The sequence below is a fragment of the Flavobacterium sp. HNIBRBA15423 genome (assembly GCF_052655965.1).
The window spans coordinates 3,164,917-3,185,833 of the sequence record NZ_CP199751.1; the positions used below are offsets into that span (position 1 = coordinate 3,164,917).

The following is a 20,917-nucleotide window of genomic DNA, read 5'->3' on the forward strand; positions in this document are numbered from 1 at the left end:
AAATTTATACTTATGAGTAAGATTGAATTTCCTTCAAAAGCTTTATTTATGTGCGATGGAAGTAAATGTGGTAAGCACAAGGAAATAAAAAAGTATTTTAAAACAACAATCAAAGAAAATCATTTAAAAAAGGAAGTTGAAATTTTTAAAATGGAGTGTTCTGATCGTTGTAAAAATGCTCCTATTCTATATTCTCAATCCGAAAACAAATGGTTTGACAAAGTAGATTTAGAACAAGCTAAAACTATAATGGCTAAATTAATTTCATAAAAAAGAGCCCTTTATAAAATTATAAAGGGCTCTTTTTCATTATTTGTTTAAACTCCTACTTTTGCAATTTGTTTGTCTAATTCAAACTTACCACAAGCTGAATCTTCGTCAATTAAATCAAAAAGTTCTAAAGCTCTACGTGCATTCTTTTCTTCTTCTCGTTGCTCTTTAACATACCACATCATAAATTCTTCTGTAGCATAATCATTTTCTAGTCTGCATTTTGCAATTACTTTGTTTACTGCGTTAGTCACTGTAATTTCATTTTGTAAAGCAATCTCAAAAACATCGCGAAAAGATTCAAACTCTTGTTGCACTTTTGATACATCTGGAGTTATGGCAATTCCACCCATTTCTGTAATATATTTAAAAACTTTAAGGAAATGCTCACGTTCTTCTTCAGATTGCTTGTACATATAGGCTGCTGTTTCTACATAGCCATTTCTATCTAACCATGCTGCCATTGCTAAATATTTTGTAGAAGCGTCACATTCTATTTTTGATTGTAGGTTTAATAACTTTTCAACTCCTTCATTCAAGGCAGAATTTCTTCTCAATAAATCTTTCATTTTCTGTCATTTTTATATTTCAATATAAATTTACTGAAATAAATCTGACTTTAATAAATTGCGAATGAATTTGAATTTAATCTAAATAAGAAACGGCTACATCACTTAATACTTCATTAAGCATTGAATTAAGTACTAATGCAAACTTAGTTCCATTTAACAACTCTCTAAGTTGTACGATTTCACAGATAGTAAGATTTCTTGAAAATTTCTTTTGGGTAGTTTCGATTAATTTAAAATCGCATTTATCAGATAAATCATATAGCATATCTAGAATATTAACACTATTCACTTTTCTCTGAAAAATTAAAAAATCTTGAATTTTATATTTTGAAGTTATCCCACTAAAATTAATAACGATGCTATTTGTTTTATCACATTGATAACTATATCCATTTTTGCTTTCAAACAAAATGGCATTTTCAAAATTATTGTTAACAGCCATAAATCTCAAAATATTTAGTGCAAAAATAAGAACTTAAATTTGAATTACAAAATTATTTATATTTAATCCAAATAAGAAATGAATTTTTACTTACACGCTCATCTTTACCACATAACCTTCATAAGAACGAATATTAAAAACGGTTCCATCTTCAAATAATAGATACTGTCCTTTTATACCCATAACTTTTCCTGTATAAAGAGGTGTTTTATCAAGATTTAAGCCAATAATTTTTTTGGGATACTGTAAGACTGGGAATTCTAAATTGTAGAGTGTAGCTTCCTCTGAAAAATAGGGTTGTACTTCTTTTGGTAACCAACCAAATGTTTTTTTTCTTTCTTCTGATAAATCTGCATGTAAAACTTCATTTTTAAGCATTTTTTGCCAACTTGTTTTATCTACAAAATGATTTTTCAAAGCAATCTCCGTAATTCCTGCCAGATAACGATTAGGCACTTCTACAATAGGAACTGCTTTAACTGCTCCTTGATCTATCCATCTTGTTGGCACTTGTGTTTTTCTTGTTACTCCTACTTTTACTTCGCTAGATAAGGCTAAATATACTATATGAGGTTGTAATTGCACTCTTTTTTCATATTCTAAATCTCTATCTTCGATATCTAGATGCGCTGTGCTTAATTCAGGTCTCATAATCCAATCGCCTACTGCAGGACTACTCATAAAACAATCGTAGCAAAATCCTTGTCTAAAAATTTTCTTTTGTTTATTGCAATTCAAGCATTGATATCCTTGAAATTCTAGCTCTATTTCCTTGTCTAATAATTGATTGACATTTAAAAAACTATCTTCAAAAACCAAATAATATTGAATAGGGTTTGCTAATTCCGTTTGCATTTTTTGAAGTACACCTTGATATGTCATGTGCTTTTTAATTTTTAATGGGTTTAGATTTAAAAAAAATGTTATTTTTGGTAAAGTTATCATTCGTATTTTATAATTCATAATTTGTAATTCTAAAAATGGCATTTCCTATCATAAACTCAATTGCTTCTTGGATTTTAAAAAAACGGATTCATCAAATGGAATTGTTTTTAAAGTATCCTCATGAAGTTCAGGAAGAGCTGCTTTTTAACTTAGTGAAATCGGCAGAAAGCACTTATTTGGGTAAAAAATATGATTTTTCAACAATAAAAAGCTATCGTGCTTTTTCCGAAAGAGTTCCCATTTCAACTTACGAAGATTTAGAATCTCTTATTGAACAAACTAGAAAAGGAGAGCAAAATGTTTTTTGGAACACGCCAATTAAATGGTTTGCTAAATCGAGTGGTACTACAAATTCAAAAAGCAAATTCATTCCTGTTAGTAATGAAACATTAGACCTTTGTCACTATAAAGCAAGTAAAGATTTATTGTGCTTATATTTAAACAATAACGAAGACTCACAGCTATTTACTGGTAAAAGTTTACGTTTAGGCGGAAGCAAACAACTATATGAAGACAATAATACTTTTTTTGGCGATTTATCAGCTATTTTGATAGATAACATGCCTATTTGGGCCGAATTTAGCTCTACTCCTAGCAATAAAGTTTCTTTAATGGGAGATTGGGAAACAAAACTACCAGCCATTATAAATGAAACTATTCAAGAAAATGTAACTAGTTTAGCAGGAGTTCCTAGCTGGATGATGGTCTTATTAAACAAATCCTTAGAAACCACTGGCAAAAACAATCTATTAGAAATTTGGCCAAACGCTGAAGTCTATTTTCATGGAGGTGTTAATTTTGAACCGTATAGAGAGCCGTATAAAAAATTGTTTCCAAAAGATAATTTTAGATACTATGAAATTTACAATGCTTCCGAAGGTTTTTTTGCCATTCAAGATAAAAATGATTCCAATGAATTATTATTAATGCTTGATTATGGTATTTTTTACGAATTCATTCCAATGGATACCTTTGGCACAAGTAATCAAAAAGCAATTCGGTTAGATGAAGTAGAAATTAATAAAAATTATGCTTTAGTCATTTCTACAAATTCTGGATTATGGAGGTATTTAATTGGTGATACAATACGATTTACTTCGATAAATCCTTATCGAATTGTAGTTACTGGTCGTACCAAACATCATATAAATGTTTTTGGAGAAGAATTAATGGTTGAAAATACCGACAAAGCTATTGCAAAAACTTGTCAGGAATTAAATTGTGAAGTTACCGACTATACTGTAGCTCCTATTTTCATGAAAGATAAAACAAAAGGAGCACATGAATGGATTATTGAATTTAAAATAAAACCATTAGATATAGACTCTTTTTCAGCATTATTAGACAAGAATCTACAACTCTTAAATTCTGATTATGAAGCAAAAAGACACAATAACATGACACTAAATCCGTTAGTTATTAATATTGCTAAAACTAATTTATTTTATGATTGGCTAAAAGAAAAAGATAAATTAGGAGGTCAGCATAAAATACCTAGACTATCTAATGATAGAGTTTATTTAGAGGAATTATTACAACACCAAGTCTATCAATTATAAAATTTATTTGCTTATGAAAACCATTACTATACTAATTTTCTCTTCTATTCTATTTTCTTCATGTGGACCTAGAAGATACAAATGTGGGCCTTACAGAAGATGTCAAATTGAGTTTAAAGAACCACAGAAAATAATACAATATACTCCTATTTGTTAAGTTTATTTTTGAGAAGTAAGAAACTGATTTTTAAATTATTATCCAAATTTTAACTAAAAATAAACTTTAGAATCAGTAATAGATGTCTTTATAACGAGTTTTTTAACAATTAACCGATTATTCTTTTTTTATGGGGTGATTAGACTTAATATTTGCAACTGCTAAGTCAAATTAACCAATATTATGAAAAAGTTATTTTTATGTGTTTTTTGTTTTCCTTTTTTAGGGATGAGTCAAGATCAATTTATTGATGATTCAAAAACAGAAAACTTTACAACATTAAATAATAATTCATTATTAAACTACATATTAACTGATACTGGTATTAATACTGAATTATCTGAAATTGGCGCAACGTTTTTTAGAGACAAATTCTTAATTGTATCTAACAAAAAAAGAAGGCATACAAAAACTACTTTTAACGAGGCTTTAAATAGGTTTAATAATAATATTTATTGTACCAATGTAGACAAAAACGGAAACTTATCTTTTCCTCTACAATTTTCAACACTCTTAGATTCTGAATTTAATGAAGGTTTTATGACATTTTCAGAAGATGAGAAAACAATCTATTTTACACATACTTCTGATAACTCTGATAATTTTAAATTATACAAAGCTGTTTTAGATATAGAAATACAAGGTTACTGGAAAGATATTACTGAAATAAACATTACAAAACCCGAATACTCTGTAGAAACTCCTTTTTTAAGTAAATCTACTAACAAACTCTATTTTTCTTCAAATATGTCTGGAGGCTTTGGTGGATATGATATATACGTTGCCGATATAAAAAAGGATGGAACAATAGAGAATATTAAAAATTTAGGGAAAGAGGTAAATTCAGCAAAAGATGAAAAATATCCTTTTATAACTCCAGACAGTAATTATATTTTTTATTCTTCAAACGGTCACAATACTTTTGGAGGATATGATGTTTTTAGAAGTTCTATAGTAAATGAAACCTATATTAATACAAGAAACATAGGTTCTGGCTTAAATACTAAAAAAGACGAAGTAGCCTATATCCTAGTAAACAAAAACGAAGGATATATTTCCATAAACAAAGAAGACGATAAAGAAAATTTTGATGTATATCGTTTTGACATTCAGCAACAAGAGCAACAATTAAATATTTTAGTAGTTGAGAATAATTCAAAAGTAAAATTACCAAATGCAAATGTCATTATTACGGATGAATTTGGCAACAAAATAAAAGAAACTAAAACTGACAATAATGGAGAAATAAAACTAACTATTGAACCATTAACATCATATACAATTACTACCAATAAAGAAGGATATGAACCTAATATAAATTCGGTTACTGCTTCAACAGATAACAATTTTGTTGCTGAAACCATTAATATGAATCAGAAAAAAGCAGAAATAATTAATGATGCTATAGTTATGGAGAATATTTTCTTTGACTTTAACAAAACATCTATTAAAGAAGAATCACAATTATCATTAAACAAAATTGTTGCTGTATTGAATGAAATACCAGATATGACAATAGTTATCAATGCTCATACTGACAATAAAGGATCTGATAAATATAACCTTGCTCTATCAGAGAAAAGAGCTAAATCTACTTATGAATACTTAATTTCAAAAGGTATTGACAAGTCTAGATTAGGTTATAACGGATATGGAGAATCGAGACCTTTACACAAATGCCAAGTTTGCACAGAAATTCAAGATTCAGAAAACAGACGCGTTGAATTCCTAATAAATAAAACACTAGAAGTTAGTGATGCTTCGAGTAACTAGAAAATGATGTTTCTATTATTAATAAAAAATCCCGAAAATTTTCGGGATTTTTTGATTTATTTATGATGCTGTTTTTAATCGTTGTAATAAGTTTTTATTCAAACTATGTTCAGCAAACTCTTTAGTAACATTTAATTCCTTTTCAGAAGAACTAGGCAAATCAAACATTGCATCAGTTAAAATGGCTTCGCATAAAGAACGAAGTCCTCTCGCTCCTAATCTATACTCTAATGCTTTTTCAACAATAAACTGAAGTGCTTCTTCTTGAATACTAAAATCTACTTCATCCATTTCAAACAATTTTTTATATTGTTTTACCAAAGCATTCTTTGGTTCTGTTAAAATAGCTCTAAGTGTCTTTGCATCTAAAGGATTCATGTATGACAATACTGGCAATCGTCCAATAATTTCAGGAATTAACCCAAAGTCTTTTAAATCTTTAGGAATAACATATTGCAATAAGTTATCCTTATCAATTTCAGTAATATCTTTAGAAGTACTATAACCTACTGCTTGCCTATTTAATCTTTTTGATATTATTTTTTCAATTCCATCAAAAGCACCACCAGCAATAAATAGGATATCTTGTGTATTAACCTCAACAAATTTCTGATCTGGATGTTTTCTTCCTCCTTTTGGTGGAACATTAACCACAGTTCCTTCTAGAAGTTTCAACAAAGCCTGCTGCACACCTTCTCCTGAAACATCTCTAGTAATAGAAGGATTATCGCTTTTACGAGCAATTTTATCTATCTCATCAATAAAAACAATTCCTCTTTGAGCTTTATCCACATCATAATCGGCTGCTTGTAATAAACGTGTTAAAATACTTTCCACATCTTCACCAACATAACCAGCTTCTGTCAATACGGTTGCATCAACAATTGCAAGAGGAACATTCAACATTTTAGCGATTGTTTTTGCTACTAATGTTTTACCTGTTCCTGTTTGTCCGACCATTATGATATTACTTTTTTCAATCTCAACCTCATCATCAGACTGTATTTGCATCAATCTTTTGTAATGATTATAAACCGCAACACTCATTACTTTTTTAGTTTGATCTTGACCAATGATATATTGATCTAAAAAAGATTTAATCTCTTTTGGCTTTAATAAAACTAAATCCGATAAAAGTTCGGTTTTACCACTTTGCTTTAATTCTTCTAAAACTATTCCGTGTGCTTGTTCAATACATCTATCACATATATGCGCATCAATACCCGCTATTAACAAACTAGTTTCTGGCTTTTTTCTTCCACAAAAAGAACACTCTAATACCTCTTTTGCCATTTTATATAATTTAGAAGTAGAAATTAGTATTTTTAAATTTTTAAATTTCTACTTCTGTTTTTTTTTAATTTTTTATCAATACTTCATCAATCATTCCATACTCTTTTGCTTCAGCTGCAATCATCCAATAGTCTCTTTCACTATCTTTATAAACCTTTTCATAAGGTTGTTTTGAATGTTGAGAGATAATTTGGTACAACTCTTCTTTTAATTTCAACATCTCTTTTAAGTTGATTTCCATGTCTGTTGCTACACCTTGAGCACCTCCAGAAGGTTGATGAATCATAACTCTAGAATGTGGTAAAGCTGAACGTTTTCCATCTGCACCAGCACATAATAAAACAGCTCCCATTGAAGCAGCCATACCTGTACAAATAGTAGCTACATCTGGTTTAACTAATTGCATAGTATCATAAATACCTAATCCTGCATATACACTTCCTCCTGGAGAATTTATATATATACTTATGTCTTTTGAAGCATCTGTACTTTCTAAAAATAATAATTGGGCTTGGATAATATTGGCTACATAATCGTCTACACCAGTACCCATAAAAATAATTCTATCCATCATTAAACGAGAAAAAACATCCATTGATGCTACGTTCATTTGACGCTCTTCTATAATATATGGAGTCATACTATTTATAATTTTGTCATAGTACAAGCTATTTACTCCATGATGCTTAGTTGCATATTTTTTAAATTCTTTTCCGTAATTCATCGTAACTTTATTATTGGTTTATAAACTAAGAACGTCAAACCAAAGCTTGACGTTCAAAGATAATTATTTTTTATGAGAATTTATTCTCCATACATCTCTTTAATAAACTCTTGATAGTTTACTTTTTTCGATTTTGCATTAATTTTTTCTTTGAACAACGTCAACATTTTTTCACTCATCACTTGTTCAGACAAACGTTTTACTTCTTCTTGATTAGAAAGTACTCTTGCTACAATTCCTTCCACTTCTTCGTCTGTTGGATTTAATTGACCAAATTGAGCCATTTGTTTTTTGATTAATTCGGCAGTGTGTGCTTTTAAATCTTCAAATTGAATTTGCAAATTATTTGCAGCAATAATTTTATTTTCTATTAATTGATAACGCAATCCTTTTTCAGATTTTGCATACTCTTCGTCTGCTTGTTCCTCTGATAAAGGAGTTTCACCAACTGTTTGAATCCATTTTTTCAAAAACTGTGTTGGTAATTCAAACTTTGTATTTTCTATTAAAGATTCGATAACATCATTTAAGAATTTTTGATCTGCTTGTTGTGCAAATTGAGCTTCAGCATCTTCTTTAATCTTTGCTTTTAAAGTTTCTAAAGAAGTTACATTTCCTTCACCAAACAATTTATCAAACAATTCTTGATTTAATTCTGCCTTTTCAACTGCATTAATTTCTTCAATTGTAAAAGCTACATTTACATCTAGACCATGAACATCATCATGAGACACTTTTAAATAGTCCATTAATTTATGGTCATCATCAAAAAGCCCTTTTGTAGCTAACTCAACAACATCTCCCACTTTTTTACCAACAAATTTCTTTGCCACTTTTTTATCATTGAAGATATCCAAAGTAATATTTGTTGTATTATTAATTCCTTTCTCTTCATTAAAAAAAGTCCCTCTTATAGTATGATCTTCTTTCACTTTATCTTGAGAAATCATTTTGCCATATTGCTTTTGAATACGCTCAACTTGTTCTTCTAACATTTTATCATCTGCAACTATATCAAATTTTGCTACATTTGACTTTGCAGCTAAATCTACAGAAAATTCTGGAGCTAATCCTAATTCAAATTCGAAAGTAAAATCATCTTTACTCCAATCAAAATCTTCAGTAATTTTTGGAAGTGGATTTCCTAGAATATCTAATTTTTCTTCAACTAAATAATCATTCAAAGAAGATTGTAATATTTTATTTACTTCATCTAGAAGAACTGACTTACCATATTGTTTTTGAATCAAACTCATTGGCACAGCCCCTTTTCTAAAACCTGGTATGTTAGCATTTTTTCTGTAATCTGCTAATACTTTTTGCACTTTATCTGCATAATCCTCTTTAGTAACTGCAACTTTTACAATTGCATTTAAAGCATCAACTTGCTCTCTTGTAATATTCATTATGTTATTTTTTATTGACATGAAAATTGGGTTGCAAAATTAAATATTTTTTACAACTCAAGCAACTTTTTAATTAATTGAATTTCAAATATGTAAATTTAATTTCTACCACTCTATTAATAAATATTTCTATTATTTACTTTATTTCTTATCAACAAATATTCCATTTAGTATTGACTGACTAATTGACAGGATAATACTAAAAAACAAAGCCGTCCAAAAGCCTGACACAGCAAAACCATCAACTAAAGAGTCACCAATTAAAATTATTACTGCATTGATTACTAACAAAAACAAGCCTAATGTAATTATGGTTGCAGGGATTGTTAGCAACACCAAAATAGGCTTCAAAAAAAGATTTAACAAAGCCAACACAATGGCAATTATAAAAGCACTTTTATAACTTGTAACTTCTACTCCTGGTAAAAATCTTGAAATAATCACAACTAGAACAGTAGTGATTAAAAGTTTAATTAGTAAATTCATTTTTTATTTTAAAGATAAAAAAAAACACCTACAATAGGTGTCTTTTAATATAAAATGTTTTTTACGAATTTTAGTTTGTAGATTTTATTACGCGTAAATAAAACTTAATAAAAAACTACAACTTTTAGGGTTCTAATTTTCTATTTATTATAGATACGAGCGGAATGCTCACATCAGCTGGGATTTAATTTACCTCTAAACCAATAAAAAATACAAATTTATCATTTATATCTACTATCAAATCATTTTTTATTAATAAATTAAACTCATATAACCCATAATTAACAAACCAAACATATAATTTATCTTTATTTTTATTATTACTAATAATTTTTTTTATTTCCATTTTTTTAATAAAATCAATTTTAAATTCATTATTATCAATAATTTCATTTATGTAATAGAATTTTTTTGTTTTATTAAAGCTATTACTAATCAAATTAAAGTAAGTATTTAAAGAACTTACATCATCTCCATATAGTTTTGAAAATAATTCATAGTCAATAGTTTTACTAAGTGATTGATATTCGTAATAAAAAAGAGAGTCACTATTTTTTAAAATTTTGTTAAAATCATTAGAAATTATATAGTTGTGATAAAATGGTGTATCATTCCTAGAGATAATCGTTAAATTTTTATTTTCTAGTTCTAATTTTGATATATCAAAATTTTTGTAAGAATGATTACTTTTAATACCAAAAAGATAATACGAATTAAATTTAGATTCTTTAAAAGATTTGTTATTAAAATATAAATCAAAAATTACTCTATCATTTTTTATATTATAATATCTATATATAATAGCCACGATAATCATTATTATCATTAATGTTACATAAAGATAGCTTCTTTTTATTGTCCCCATTGCGAATTTTTTATAACTTCAAGTTGATTAGTGTTAAACCTAAAGGCATTACTACCAGATTTATTACCTCCTCCATATTGCCAAAACATCACTCCACTCTTTGAATGATTAAAAGAAAAAATAGCATGACCTAATTCATGAACTGCAGTTCTTGCTAATCTAACTGGATCAAGATCCCAATATCTTCCCAAAATACTTCCTCCTCCATATATCACAACACTATTTGAACCTAGTGCTGCGTACCCTGCTACACCATTATCAATAGGTGCTCCCCTTGCATAAAAACTAAGAATATTGATTTTAGCAGTAGGAATTCCTCTAAACCAATATCCAATACTTTTAGAAAGACTATATTCTTCAACAATAGTATTTGTTGAAAATCCATTAGCAATTAATTCGTCTTTTAATGCTTGGTTAAAACCCTCTAAATCAAATGACTTATTGCCAAGATATTCAGTTTGAATTACACCTCCTTTACTTTTTACTTCATTAATACTTTTAGTTTTATGCAAAATATGATTCAAACCACTAACTGTCAATCCAGTAGCAGCTCCTTGCCAAAAATTACCTCTCGCTAAAGAAGCACCAGCACCACCGCTAATAGTTCCAAAAGCTAATATACCTACAGTACTCTGAGAAAACTTACCTCCCAAACCATTCCAAAAACTATCCGTATTATTGACATAACCTCCGCTAAATAACCCAGATGCCATACTAGCTAATGATCCACTTGCAAAACCTTGAAAAAAATCACCTCCTTGAACAATACCTAATGTGCCTTGTAGTGAGCCATGAATAATGGTTTGGAATACAAATCGACTTCCAAACTCACATATGTTTTTTGCATACTCTCCGACTCCAAATGTAGCTGCTCCGCTTAATGCTCCTATAAAAGAAGCTTTAAAAAGACCACCAAAAGAAAACGGTGAATTCCCAATCCAAGCATTTAACGTATATGTTGTAGCACTTATAATGGCTCCAACTACAACTGCTGTTAATAATGTAAATTCTTCTCCACTAGGGTCGTTATACTTTAATGGATTGTTTAATACATATCCATAACGATTGTAATTTTGTGTATTATATGGGTCTTGTATGTAATTATCTGGTTGTAAGAAACGATGTACTTTTGCATCATACAAACGACCATTCATGTGAACCAAACCTACACTTTGTAAATGTTCATGTCCTGTATAACCTCTATCTAATAACGCAAAATTTGTTAAAGTAGTACCTTGACCATCTACTATTTTTATAACATCTCCCCAAGCATCAAATAATCGTTTTTCAACTATATTTCCTGAGACATCTGTAATAGCAACAATGCTTCCTAAATAATCTCTGTGTAAAAACAAATATTCTCCTGTTGTTCCATCTGTTTTATAAACTACTGGTGCTGTATATCCATCTCCACCTACATAAGTAACAAATTCAACATCACCTGTAAGCGTATTATGCTTAATTTCCATGCTACCATCGGCAGAATAGTGCTTACGGTATTGACGTTGCATTTTATCAACTTCCAGTCCTCCATAGAACATACTACTACGATTGTTCAGATGATTATAAGTAAAACTAATGCGATCTACACCTGTTTCATGAATTTCGTAAGGACTCTTCCATACATTGTATGAAATATTTAATTGTCTTTCAATTGGAGTAGCATTACTTGTCTTTCTAATTTGTACATCATCAAACCATAAAACTCCTGTAGCATTATTATCTAATCGAATATTTAATTTTTTAATATTGGCTGGTACTAAAACTGTTTTTTCAATTTTAACCCATCCTGTTGAAGTAGCTGATTGAACACCATCAAAAGTTGTAGCATAAGCAGTCTCATTTGCCGTTTTCATATACAAGAAAACTTCAGCTTGTGGATTACTACCATCACTCTTTACCCAAGCTGAATAGGTATATTCAGTTGGCACAGCATTATCTATTGCTATCCATGATTCTGCAAAAATAATTTTCTCACTTGATGTAGTATTGTTTATTTTTATTGAAGATGTTCCTGTATAACCTACAGTTGTATCATATGATAAAACACTTGGGTCATAATAGGTTGTCCAACCTACTTGTTCTTCCATACTATCATTAAACAAACCTAGCCTGTTAGCATAGTACGCTTTGGCTTCGGCTGTTATATCAATAGAAGTATTTTGATATTTTTTAGTGGTATTACTATAATTGTATTTTCCTATTGTGTTTTCTTTAATACGCCCATCATCTTCATAGATTTGTTCCACCTGGATTCCCTGACCATTTGTATAATGCGTTAATCGATCTAGATTATCATATTGAAAATTCTCTGTCCAATTAAACAAACTGTTTGTTCTAGAGGTAAGATTTCCTCTTTGTGGTTCAAAAGTAGTATATAAATTTAATACATCTACAAAAGGTGTTACGTTATCCTTAAAATGTCTTGAATGTTGTAAATAACCAAATTGATCGTATCCTTGATTCAACCCTATACCATTACCATAATTAGCGCTAGTTAATTGTCCTCTTTCATTAACAGCATTAGTTTGCCATAGAATATGATTAGAATCATTATCTAAAACTTGCCAGTGATAACCATTTTTATAAGTATTTCTAAACCATTTAGCAGATTGTTTACCATCCGCAGTATTTATCATATTATAGAACTCTGTTTCAGGTCTTCCAAAATCATCATACAATGTGGCTCTTTGAAAAAAGGCTAAAAATCTATTTTCATTAGTCCTCCATAATCTTTTATAACTATCATATTCATAAGTATATTCATCATAGAAACCTCCATTAAAATCTTCAAACTTAGAATAAGTTATTAATTTAGTAGTAGTGTCGTAAGTAAATGTTTCTTTAGAATTAGTATTTAATCCTTTTATGCTTTTTTCTATTACTTTACCAAAACCATCATATTTTATGTTAGTAACTCCATTAGGGGTACTCTCATAATAAATTTCACCTAATACATTTTGTTTATATTCATAAGTTCCAGCAGATGGATCTATTAGTTTGGTTTTTCTTCCCCACTCATCATATTCCATTCTTACTTTTGTCCCGTTATAATCTGATTCTTTCAAATTACCATTCGCGTAATATTTAAAATTAATAACTCCTCCATTATCTGAAGAAGAAACAACATGACCGTTTGCATTTTTAGTGGAACTTGTGGTTTTTGTCCCATCATTTGCTGTAACGGTTAATCCAGAATAAGTAAGTGTAGTTGTTAAACCTGTTGGAGCAACTGTAGAAAGCAATCTGTTATAATCATCAAAAGTAGAAACTGTCCATAAACTAGGGGCACTTGAATAGGGATCACTTACCTTGTATTTTCTTCCTTTAATATCGTATTCTACACTTTTATAAGACCAATTTCCATTAATCGTTTTTGCTCCTGTTTTTTTAATCCTTCCTAAAGCATCACTTATCTCAATACTGCTACTACCGTCATCTCCATTTTTTGTAACTGTATATTCATTATTTGCTTTAGCATAAGTGATATTTACATTTTTATTTAAATAATCTGTTATTTTAATTGTTTTACCCCAATTATCATATTCTGTTTTACTAGTTAGATCAAAAGGACTTTTAGTCTCGGTTACCAATCCATATATAGGATGAAAAGAAACATTGGTTGCAATTAATCCTTCAATGTCTTTTGAAGTTTTTATAAAGCGTTCTGTAGTATCATAAGTATACTCCAAAACTCTTGGTGCTGTTATTGCTTGTGGACTACTATAACCACTAGTACTAATAGTTTTTCTAATTAAATTTCCAACCAAGTTATACTCATAATCTTCTATTAAATAGTTATCACTATCAGCCTCATTATTTCCTTTCTTTTTAGTTTGAACCAATTTATTATTTGCGTAACTAAAAATTTCTTTAGTAGAAAAAACATCTCCATAAGCAGAAGTAGTGGTACTCACTTCAAGAGGTCTTCCAATATGATAACTGGAACCTAATCCATTTGGATTATTTTCAAATACTGTAGTAGTTATCTTTATAGCATCTGGATTAGATGGATTTGTTGTATAATTTTTAGTAGTTACCGCTACAGGTAATAAGTAATCATTATCATAACTATATTCTACTTTATTGGTTACACCTGTTACAAAATCTTTCGTTTCTTTACTAGTGAGTACTAATCTATAACTATTGTTTACTATATCAGCTTGATACATATTTATAGAACTATTTATTATACCACTAGGATTACCAGAATTTACAAATGAAAAAGAACTTCCATTATTTATCAATTGTGTATAAACCTTTTCAGGTGCTCCTCTCCAGTCTGCTCTATTTTCTGCTACAGTCCAAATACGTTTAGATGTTGCATTTTGATACCACTCACTTCGAGCTGTTTTCTTAAACCCTATACTACCTAATCCATGTAAATGAACTTGTAAACCATGATATCTAAAGTCCTGAAATCTTGAAATTCCTTCAACTGTATTTTTTATTTTACTAACCAAATAATTTGTGGGTAATCGCTTTATTTCAACATAAGGATAATTCAAACTATTTGATGAAGAATAAAACTCATTAAGATTTCCAAATCCATTATTTAATGTACTTGATTCCATCGTTGCATATTCAACTTCATCTACAATATTACCTCCTGAAGAAATTACTTTTTTGATTTGTGCATCTTTACTTACATCTTTAGTAAAATCAACATATGTAATCTGATTGTAATGATTTCTCACCATTACAAGATCTTTAGACAAACCTCTATGTCTAAAAGTAGAAATTACAGGTATAGGTAAGTCAGGTGAATCGCTTGTATGATTACAATTTTGACTAATTCCTGAACCATAACATGGAGAAGTATAATCTAAAGTAAACTTACTTGTTAATTGATTGTTACCAATATTATTTACATATGTTGTAACCTTCCATTGTGTATCATGGTCATTGATTGTCCAACTTGGTTCGTAATATTTCCTCCAAATCCTAACTAAATCAGACTTACCATCACCATTGGTATCTAAAGAATAATAACTGCTAAAATGTATTTGTGTATCATAATAACTTCCTGTATTAGGCCAGTATTCCACTATATTATGTGATTCCAATTCAAAAAAAGAGCCTCCTGATGATTTAGGATTACTATAATAAATATGCCATAAAGTCTGATTAGACCCTCCTTCTGTATCTGGTAACATTATATCGGTCTTCCCGTCTCCATTATAATCACCAAAAAGAATTTGTTTTGTTGATGAGTATTTATCTAAATTCCCTTCTCCCAATATTTCCAATTCAACCCAAGGATTTTGAGATAATTGTTTAAAGCTAATTACTTTATAATTCTTATTATACTTATCAATAACTAATATATCTGATTTACCATCCCCATTATAATCAGAAACATATCTTTCACCTCTTAACCATTCAGAATTATTCAAAACAACTGCACCTGGTGCATTATTTACTGCAAAAACTCCTCCTTCAACTTCACTAGATATATTCGGATTTAAATCTATCCAATAAAAATAATCGCATTCTGTTGAATTCATTATCGTTATTTCATTAGGTCTTTCACATGTCAAATACATTATGGCTTCAGAAATACCATCTCCATTAAAATCGCCTTCCAAAAACTTCGTTTTTGTATAATCACATGGCATAATTAAATTAAAACAATTCATATGAAACGGAAAACTAAACAATTTCTCATATGAAAGTTGCGCAGAACCATTAAGTAAATTGTAAACTTTTAGCTTTCCATCCTCATACTTTACTATAGACTGAAATTGATTCAATTTATTATTTGATAAAGTTGTTGCTGTAAAAGAACTCTCTTTATTGACTGTAAAAGGTAAATTAATTGTTGTACCTGTAGCATTTTGAAATAAATTTTTATAAATCTTATTTTCAGTAACAAAATCCAATCTACCATCTTCATCAAAATCCCCAGAAAGAACAATATCATTAAAGTTTAAATTATTACTATAACTAGTCAAATATTCAGATCCATTAATTTGCGTATTAGTTTCATTATACTCAAAAATAACTGGATTTGCTGCTTCTAAAGCTCCATTATATTCTTGTAGTTGAGATACTCTTTCATAGCCTAATTGAGGGTCAACTATGTGTGTTAATTGATATTTTCTAAATAATACACTATTTGTTTTAACTTCAATATTATCTAGCAATTCTACTTTTTCATGTTTTACACCCTTAATATATGCTGACTCAATTCTTTTTGCTAATTTATAATTGAATTTTATACTATTTAAAGATGTGGGTAAACCATTTACATTGGCACTAAATTTTATTTCATTAATACACAGTGATTTGTTGTATGGTTTTGCATAATCATAAGTTATAAAATTACCGTTTATATCCTCAAAACGAACTATATAAAAAGCAGTTAGATCTACTGCATTCATCCCTCCATAATTTCCATACCAAGAACGAGAGCCATCAGGAGAGGTAACAATAAAATACATTGATGTTTCTGAACCAAACAATTCAATTTTTGAATTTGACAATACTTCTGTTTTATAAACAGACCCGTCTTCCCAATAATTTCCTGATACTAATTGTAAACGTTGTCCATCTAATGCTAATTTATCATTAGCATCAAAATCAACACCATCTACATAACCGTCAATGTCTTTTCGTGTTGCCATTCTTGCTATGGCAGAAATTGAACTTATACTCCAACCTTGTCCTGCAATACCTCCCATTTGACCACTTGCATATACTAAATTTATGGTTGGTCCCACATCTTGAATACTTGGTGGTAAAGCTATGGGCAAAGTATAAACGGCTTGACCATTTTCAGAAACTTCAAACTGCCCTTGTGTATCGTGATAATTATTTGTTTGTGAGTAAGAACCAATACAAATAAATAAAAATACTAATAGTAAAAACTTCCTCATGGGTTATTGCTTAATAATAGTAATTGATTTTTGTTCACCGTTTGTGTATGACAACAACACAGAATATGTTCCGGAAGGGTATTCTTGAAAAGAAATTATCTTAGAATTTTCTTTTTCTAAATTGGGTAAGAATTTTATTAGTTGTCCTGATAAAGAATATATTTCAATTTTTGAAACATTATTGTTTATTAATTCCCATTTTAAAAAGAGTTCCTCTTTTACTGGATTGGGATAATAAGATATTAAGTCTTCTGACTCAAATTTTAATAAATCCTCTTCCTTTAAATCTACAATTTCTTTAATTTCTTCTTGTGAAGTTCTTATCAAAGAAGAAGAGCAATTAATACATAATTCCCTCTTTATTTGATTCCCAGCTGAATCATAATTAAACAAAATTCTATCTACTTGAGCCGAAATAGATGATGTGACAATAAAAACAATAAAGATCAACAAATGTTTCATGAAAATAATTTTTTAAAAAGTGCAAAAATATATAAAAAACATTTACATCATGAAATTGTTATTTTAATAATAATTTCATGATGTAAATTAAACAAAATGAGCCCGATAAAATATCGAGCTCATTAATATCAAGAATAAATTTTTTATAATTAATACTACATAATTTTACTTTTTAAAAAAATTAATTTGTAGCAAGTATATGAATTCCTGGATAGTTATTAGAATTCAATAATGGTAATTTTGCGTTGTAATGTGCATTAATTACTTTAATAATTTCATTTGCAATTACTGAATATCCTCTAGCATTTGGATGAACACCATCTAAAGAAAACAATACTCTAAACTCTGTTGTTCCTCCTCCAAAGTAATTAGCTGTGTAGAATGTACCATTATCAGCTCTTAAACCACTAACTAATTGATTCAATATAGCATTCATATCTGCAATTGCTAAATCATTAGTAGTAGCGATAGTTCTAATTGCATTGTTATAAGCAGTTGTCGCAGCCGAAACTTTAGATTGTTCTTGTGGTGTTAAAATCCATCTATTTCCTAATGGATATGAAATACCATTTTTATTTATATCTGTCGGAGCATTAGCATTTGTAGAACCTATGAAAGATGAAGCAGGTAGTGTAACTAAATCATCAGAAGTAGTTTGTCTTGCTTTACCAAAAATAGCTCCAAACGCATTAGCCGTAGCTGTAGGATAACTCAAAACAGCTTGTAAATATCCCGAAATTTGAGCAGATCTATCAGCAGCATCTACATCATAAATCAAAACTGGATTTGCTTTACTAGGATCTAAAAGTTTAACTCTATTAGGCTCTCCTCCAGCAGAAAAGATTCCATTTAAAAGACTATATAATTGAGTGTTTAATTGGTTCATTGCTGCTGTTCCAGCAGCAATCTGTGTAGCTGTATCTGTTCCTGGAGGAGTTAAAGCTTTACCTAAACCTTGTGCTGTTAAAGGTGCATAAGGAACAGTTGTGAAATAAGGAATAGAAGTTACATTTGGTATAGTTGCGACAACACCTTTAGCTCCACCTGAAGTAAGTGTATTAATTAATGTAGTATATACACTACCAAAAACATTTGCATTTGTAATATCATTTCCTCCATAAGTAGTTGGATCTAAATTCCCTGTAGAATTATGATCTGCCGCAGCTGTATTATCATAAACATTTGTTGAAGAAGCGGCTCCTCCATTTGTAGCATAAGATAACACGTCATTGTTTCCAATCCAGTTTGTAAAGAAGGTTGGATTTTTCATCATTGCATCCCCTATAACAGTAGCTGTTGGTGAAGTTGCATGTCTCACAAAATATGGGTTTGCTTGACCTAATGCCAAACCAGCAGCATTACCATAACCAGGCGCAACTAAATGAAATGATTTTGCACCAGGAACTCCCATATTATTGTATGCTGTTGCCTGAGCTGTTAAATTAACTCCAATGTTTCCAGTAGAAATATTCTCTGGTCTACCCTCTGACGCATCAATAACTAACCTTTTATTAAAACCAGGCAAACCTAAAATTCCTCCAACATTATCCACATCATCCTCATAAGAAGGTTGTGTAAAAGCTCCTCCACCTACTAAAGCAAATTGTTGTGCCAATAAATTAGGAAAAGAGTTAGCTTGTCCAGATTTATAAACAGTTCCATCCATATAACCCGCAGTTAATGAATTTCCAACGGCTACATAAGAAGAAAAATCAGCTTCTCCTGCAGAATAATCATCGGTAGAAACAGGATTTTCGAATTCTGGTTCACAAGACACAAAACCAGCAGCTAGAATAGCCAGATATATAAATTTATTTTTCATTTTCTTTATTTTTTAATTAAAAACCATAAGTAATACCAACACCTGGAGAGAACACTACAGACTTGTATGTACCTGCAAAATTACCATTAGGATTATGGTCATAAGAATTATCAATCTCATCAAAGTGAATATATAAGAAAGAGAAATCTACTCCAAATTTATTATTAATTTGATAAGTTAAACCTCCTGTAAATGCATTTGAGTCATTACGTGGAGTTTCAGGTGCAAAATAACCATCTTGAACTGGACTTTCGTCAAAATAATAACCTGCTCTAAATGTAAACTTATCATTTGCTTTATACTGAGTTCCAAATCTATAAGTAGATGCATCTTTGTAATTTCTTGGATTTACTGAAGTTGGTAACCCATTATTAAATTTAACATTCAAACTCTTATAGGCACTCCACATGGCATGATTAAAATCAAAAGCAAACAACCATTTATCTGTAACCTGCACAGATATTCCAGCTGTTACTTCAGCAGGAAGAGGTAAATCAGCATCAAAAGTTGTATTAGTTAATGTCGTTTGTGCGAAATCAGGTACATCATCAAAATTAGCATCTCCATCACGAGCTTCCATTGTAATTTCTGAACGATAATTTAACCCTAAACGTATTTTATCAGTAGGATTAAACATCATACCTATATTATATCCCCAAGCAGAAATTCCTTTAGCTTCAATAGTTAAATCAGTTGGATCTCCATCTACTTGAAAAGTTGTGTTTGAAGCATATAAATTTCTATTAAATGTAACCGAACCTGTAGCATAAATAGGTCCACCACCAATACTAAAATGATCTCCTACTCTAACTGATACTGTTGGTTGAACAAAAATTGCTTTTAAATCTATATTATTTACAAGATAAGCTCCTTGCCAATTCTGATCCCAATCAACAGCACTTCCATATGGTGTATAAATTGCTAAACCGGCAGTTAACCAATCTGTAAGTTTATAAGTAGCATAAGCATTGAAAGGAGTTCCTAAATTATCTGAAGATGATGTTGTATTAAAAGTGTTTTCTTGAAATCTTACTTTTGCAAACAAAGCACTACCTCCCACAGATAAATTAAATTTATTGTCTAAGTAAGCCATACCTGCTGGATTAAAAAAAGCAGTTTCTGCACTATTTACCACGGCAACACCCGTGTGTCCCATAGCCAATTGCTTCTGACCTTGAATGCTTACTCTATATCCACCTGCAAAAGCAGTAGAGCTCGCTAAAGCCATTAATGTTAAAGAAAATAATTTTCTCATAATGTTAA

The 20,917-nt window shown here is 29.8% G+C and carries 15 protein-coding genes; 3 read left to right on the forward strand and 12 right to left on the reverse strand.

Going from position 1 to position 20,917, the window contains the following annotated elements; translation table 11 throughout:
* The first annotated feature begins 12 nt into the window (after nt 1-12).
* The gene (locus tag ACULEV_RS14300; protein WP_445455719.1) at nt 13-270 is read left to right on the forward strand and encodes a (2Fe-2S) ferredoxin domain-containing protein; all 258 of its coding nucleotides are present in this window, start codon (nt 13-15) and stop codon (nt 268-270) included.
* 47 nt (nt 271-317) lie between these two features.
* Here ACULEV_RS14300 and ACULEV_RS14305 read toward each other — a convergent pair whose 3' ends face one another.
* From ACULEV_RS14305 to ACULEV_RS14315, 3 genes are all read right to left on the reverse strand, one after another.
* Nucleotides 318-839, reverse strand: a complete 522-nt coding sequence (locus ACULEV_RS14305; protein ID WP_445455720.1) for a ferritin — start codon at nt 837-839, stop codon at nt 318-320.
* Nucleotides 840-915: 76 nt separating this feature from the next.
* Nucleotides 916-1,284 carry a hypothetical protein gene (locus ACULEV_RS14310; protein WP_445455721.1) on the reverse strand — a complete coding sequence of 123 codons (369 nt, stop codon included), beginning with the start codon at nt 1,282-1,284 and terminating at the stop codon, nt 916-918.
* A gap of 90 nt (nt 1,285-1,374) precedes the next feature.
* A complete protein-coding gene (locus ACULEV_RS14315; protein WP_445458554.1) occupies nt 1,375-2,166 on the reverse strand; it encodes a DUF2797 domain-containing protein in 792 nt (263 codons plus the stop codon).
* Between the two features lie 98 nt (nt 2,167-2,264).
* Here ACULEV_RS14315 and ACULEV_RS14320 point away from each other — a divergent pair, with 98 nt between their 5' ends.
* A complete protein-coding gene (locus ACULEV_RS14320; protein ID WP_445455722.1) occupies nt 2,265-3,788 on the forward strand; it encodes a GH3 auxin-responsive promoter family protein in 1,524 nt (507 codons plus the stop codon).
* A gap of 340 nt (nt 3,789-4,128) precedes the next feature.
* On the forward strand, nt 4,129-5,718 hold the full coding sequence (locus tag ACULEV_RS14325; protein WP_445455723.1) for an OmpA family protein: 1,590 nt from the start codon (nt 4,129-4,131) through the stop codon (nt 5,716-5,718).
* 60 nt (nt 5,719-5,778) lie between these two features.
* Here ACULEV_RS14325 and clpX read toward each other — a convergent pair whose 3' ends face one another.
* From clpX to ACULEV_RS14370, 9 genes are all read right to left on the reverse strand, one after another.
* Nucleotides 5,779-7,011, reverse strand: a complete 1,233-nt coding sequence (gene clpX, locus ACULEV_RS14330) for an ATP-dependent Clp protease ATP-binding subunit ClpX (RefSeq protein ID WP_445455724.1) — start codon at nt 7,009-7,011, stop codon at nt 5,779-5,781.
* A 64-nt stretch (nt 7,012-7,075) separates the two neighbouring features.
* Complete coding sequence (clpP, locus tag ACULEV_RS14335; protein ID WP_445455725.1) at nt 7,076-7,735, reverse strand: ATP-dependent Clp endopeptidase proteolytic subunit ClpP; 660 nt, start codon at nt 7,733-7,735, stop codon at nt 7,076-7,078.
* A gap of 80 nt (nt 7,736-7,815) precedes the next feature.
* A complete protein-coding gene (gene tig, locus ACULEV_RS14340) occupies nt 7,816-9,141 on the reverse strand; it encodes a trigger factor (protein ID WP_445455726.1) in 1,326 nt (441 codons plus the stop codon).
* Between the two features lie 141 nt (nt 9,142-9,282).
* Nucleotides 9,283-9,627, reverse strand: a complete 345-nt coding sequence (locus ACULEV_RS14345) for a phage holin family protein (RefSeq protein WP_445455727.1) — start codon at nt 9,625-9,627, stop codon at nt 9,283-9,285.
* A 184-nt stretch (nt 9,628-9,811) separates the two neighbouring features.
* Nucleotides 9,812-10,492, reverse strand: coding sequence for a hypothetical protein (locus ACULEV_RS14350; protein WP_445455728.1), 681 nt, complete (start codon nt 10,490-10,492; stop codon nt 9,812-9,814).
* The gene (locus ACULEV_RS14355) at nt 10,480-17,370 is read right to left on the reverse strand and encodes an RHS repeat-associated core domain-containing protein (protein WP_445455729.1); all 6,891 of its coding nucleotides are present in this window, start codon (nt 17,368-17,370) and stop codon (nt 10,480-10,482) included. The genes ACULEV_RS14350 and ACULEV_RS14355 overlap by 13 nt, the downstream gene beginning before the upstream one ends.
* A gap of 3 nt (nt 17,371-17,373) precedes the next feature.
* A complete protein-coding gene (locus ACULEV_RS14360) occupies nt 17,374-17,832 on the reverse strand; it encodes a T9SS type A sorting domain-containing protein (protein WP_445455730.1) in 459 nt (152 codons plus the stop codon).
* Nucleotides 17,833-18,013: 181 nt separating this feature from the next.
* The gene (locus tag ACULEV_RS14365) at nt 18,014-19,654 is read right to left on the reverse strand and encodes a G-D-S-L family lipolytic protein (RefSeq protein ID WP_445455731.1); all 1,641 of its coding nucleotides are present in this window, start codon (nt 19,652-19,654) and stop codon (nt 18,014-18,016) included.
* Nucleotides 19,655-19,670: 16 nt separating this feature from the next.
* Entirely contained in the window at nt 19,671-20,909 is a 1,239-nt protein-coding gene (locus tag ACULEV_RS14370; protein ID WP_445455732.1) for an OmpP1/FadL family transporter, read from the reverse strand.
* Nucleotides 20,910-20,917 lie beyond the last annotated feature (8 nt).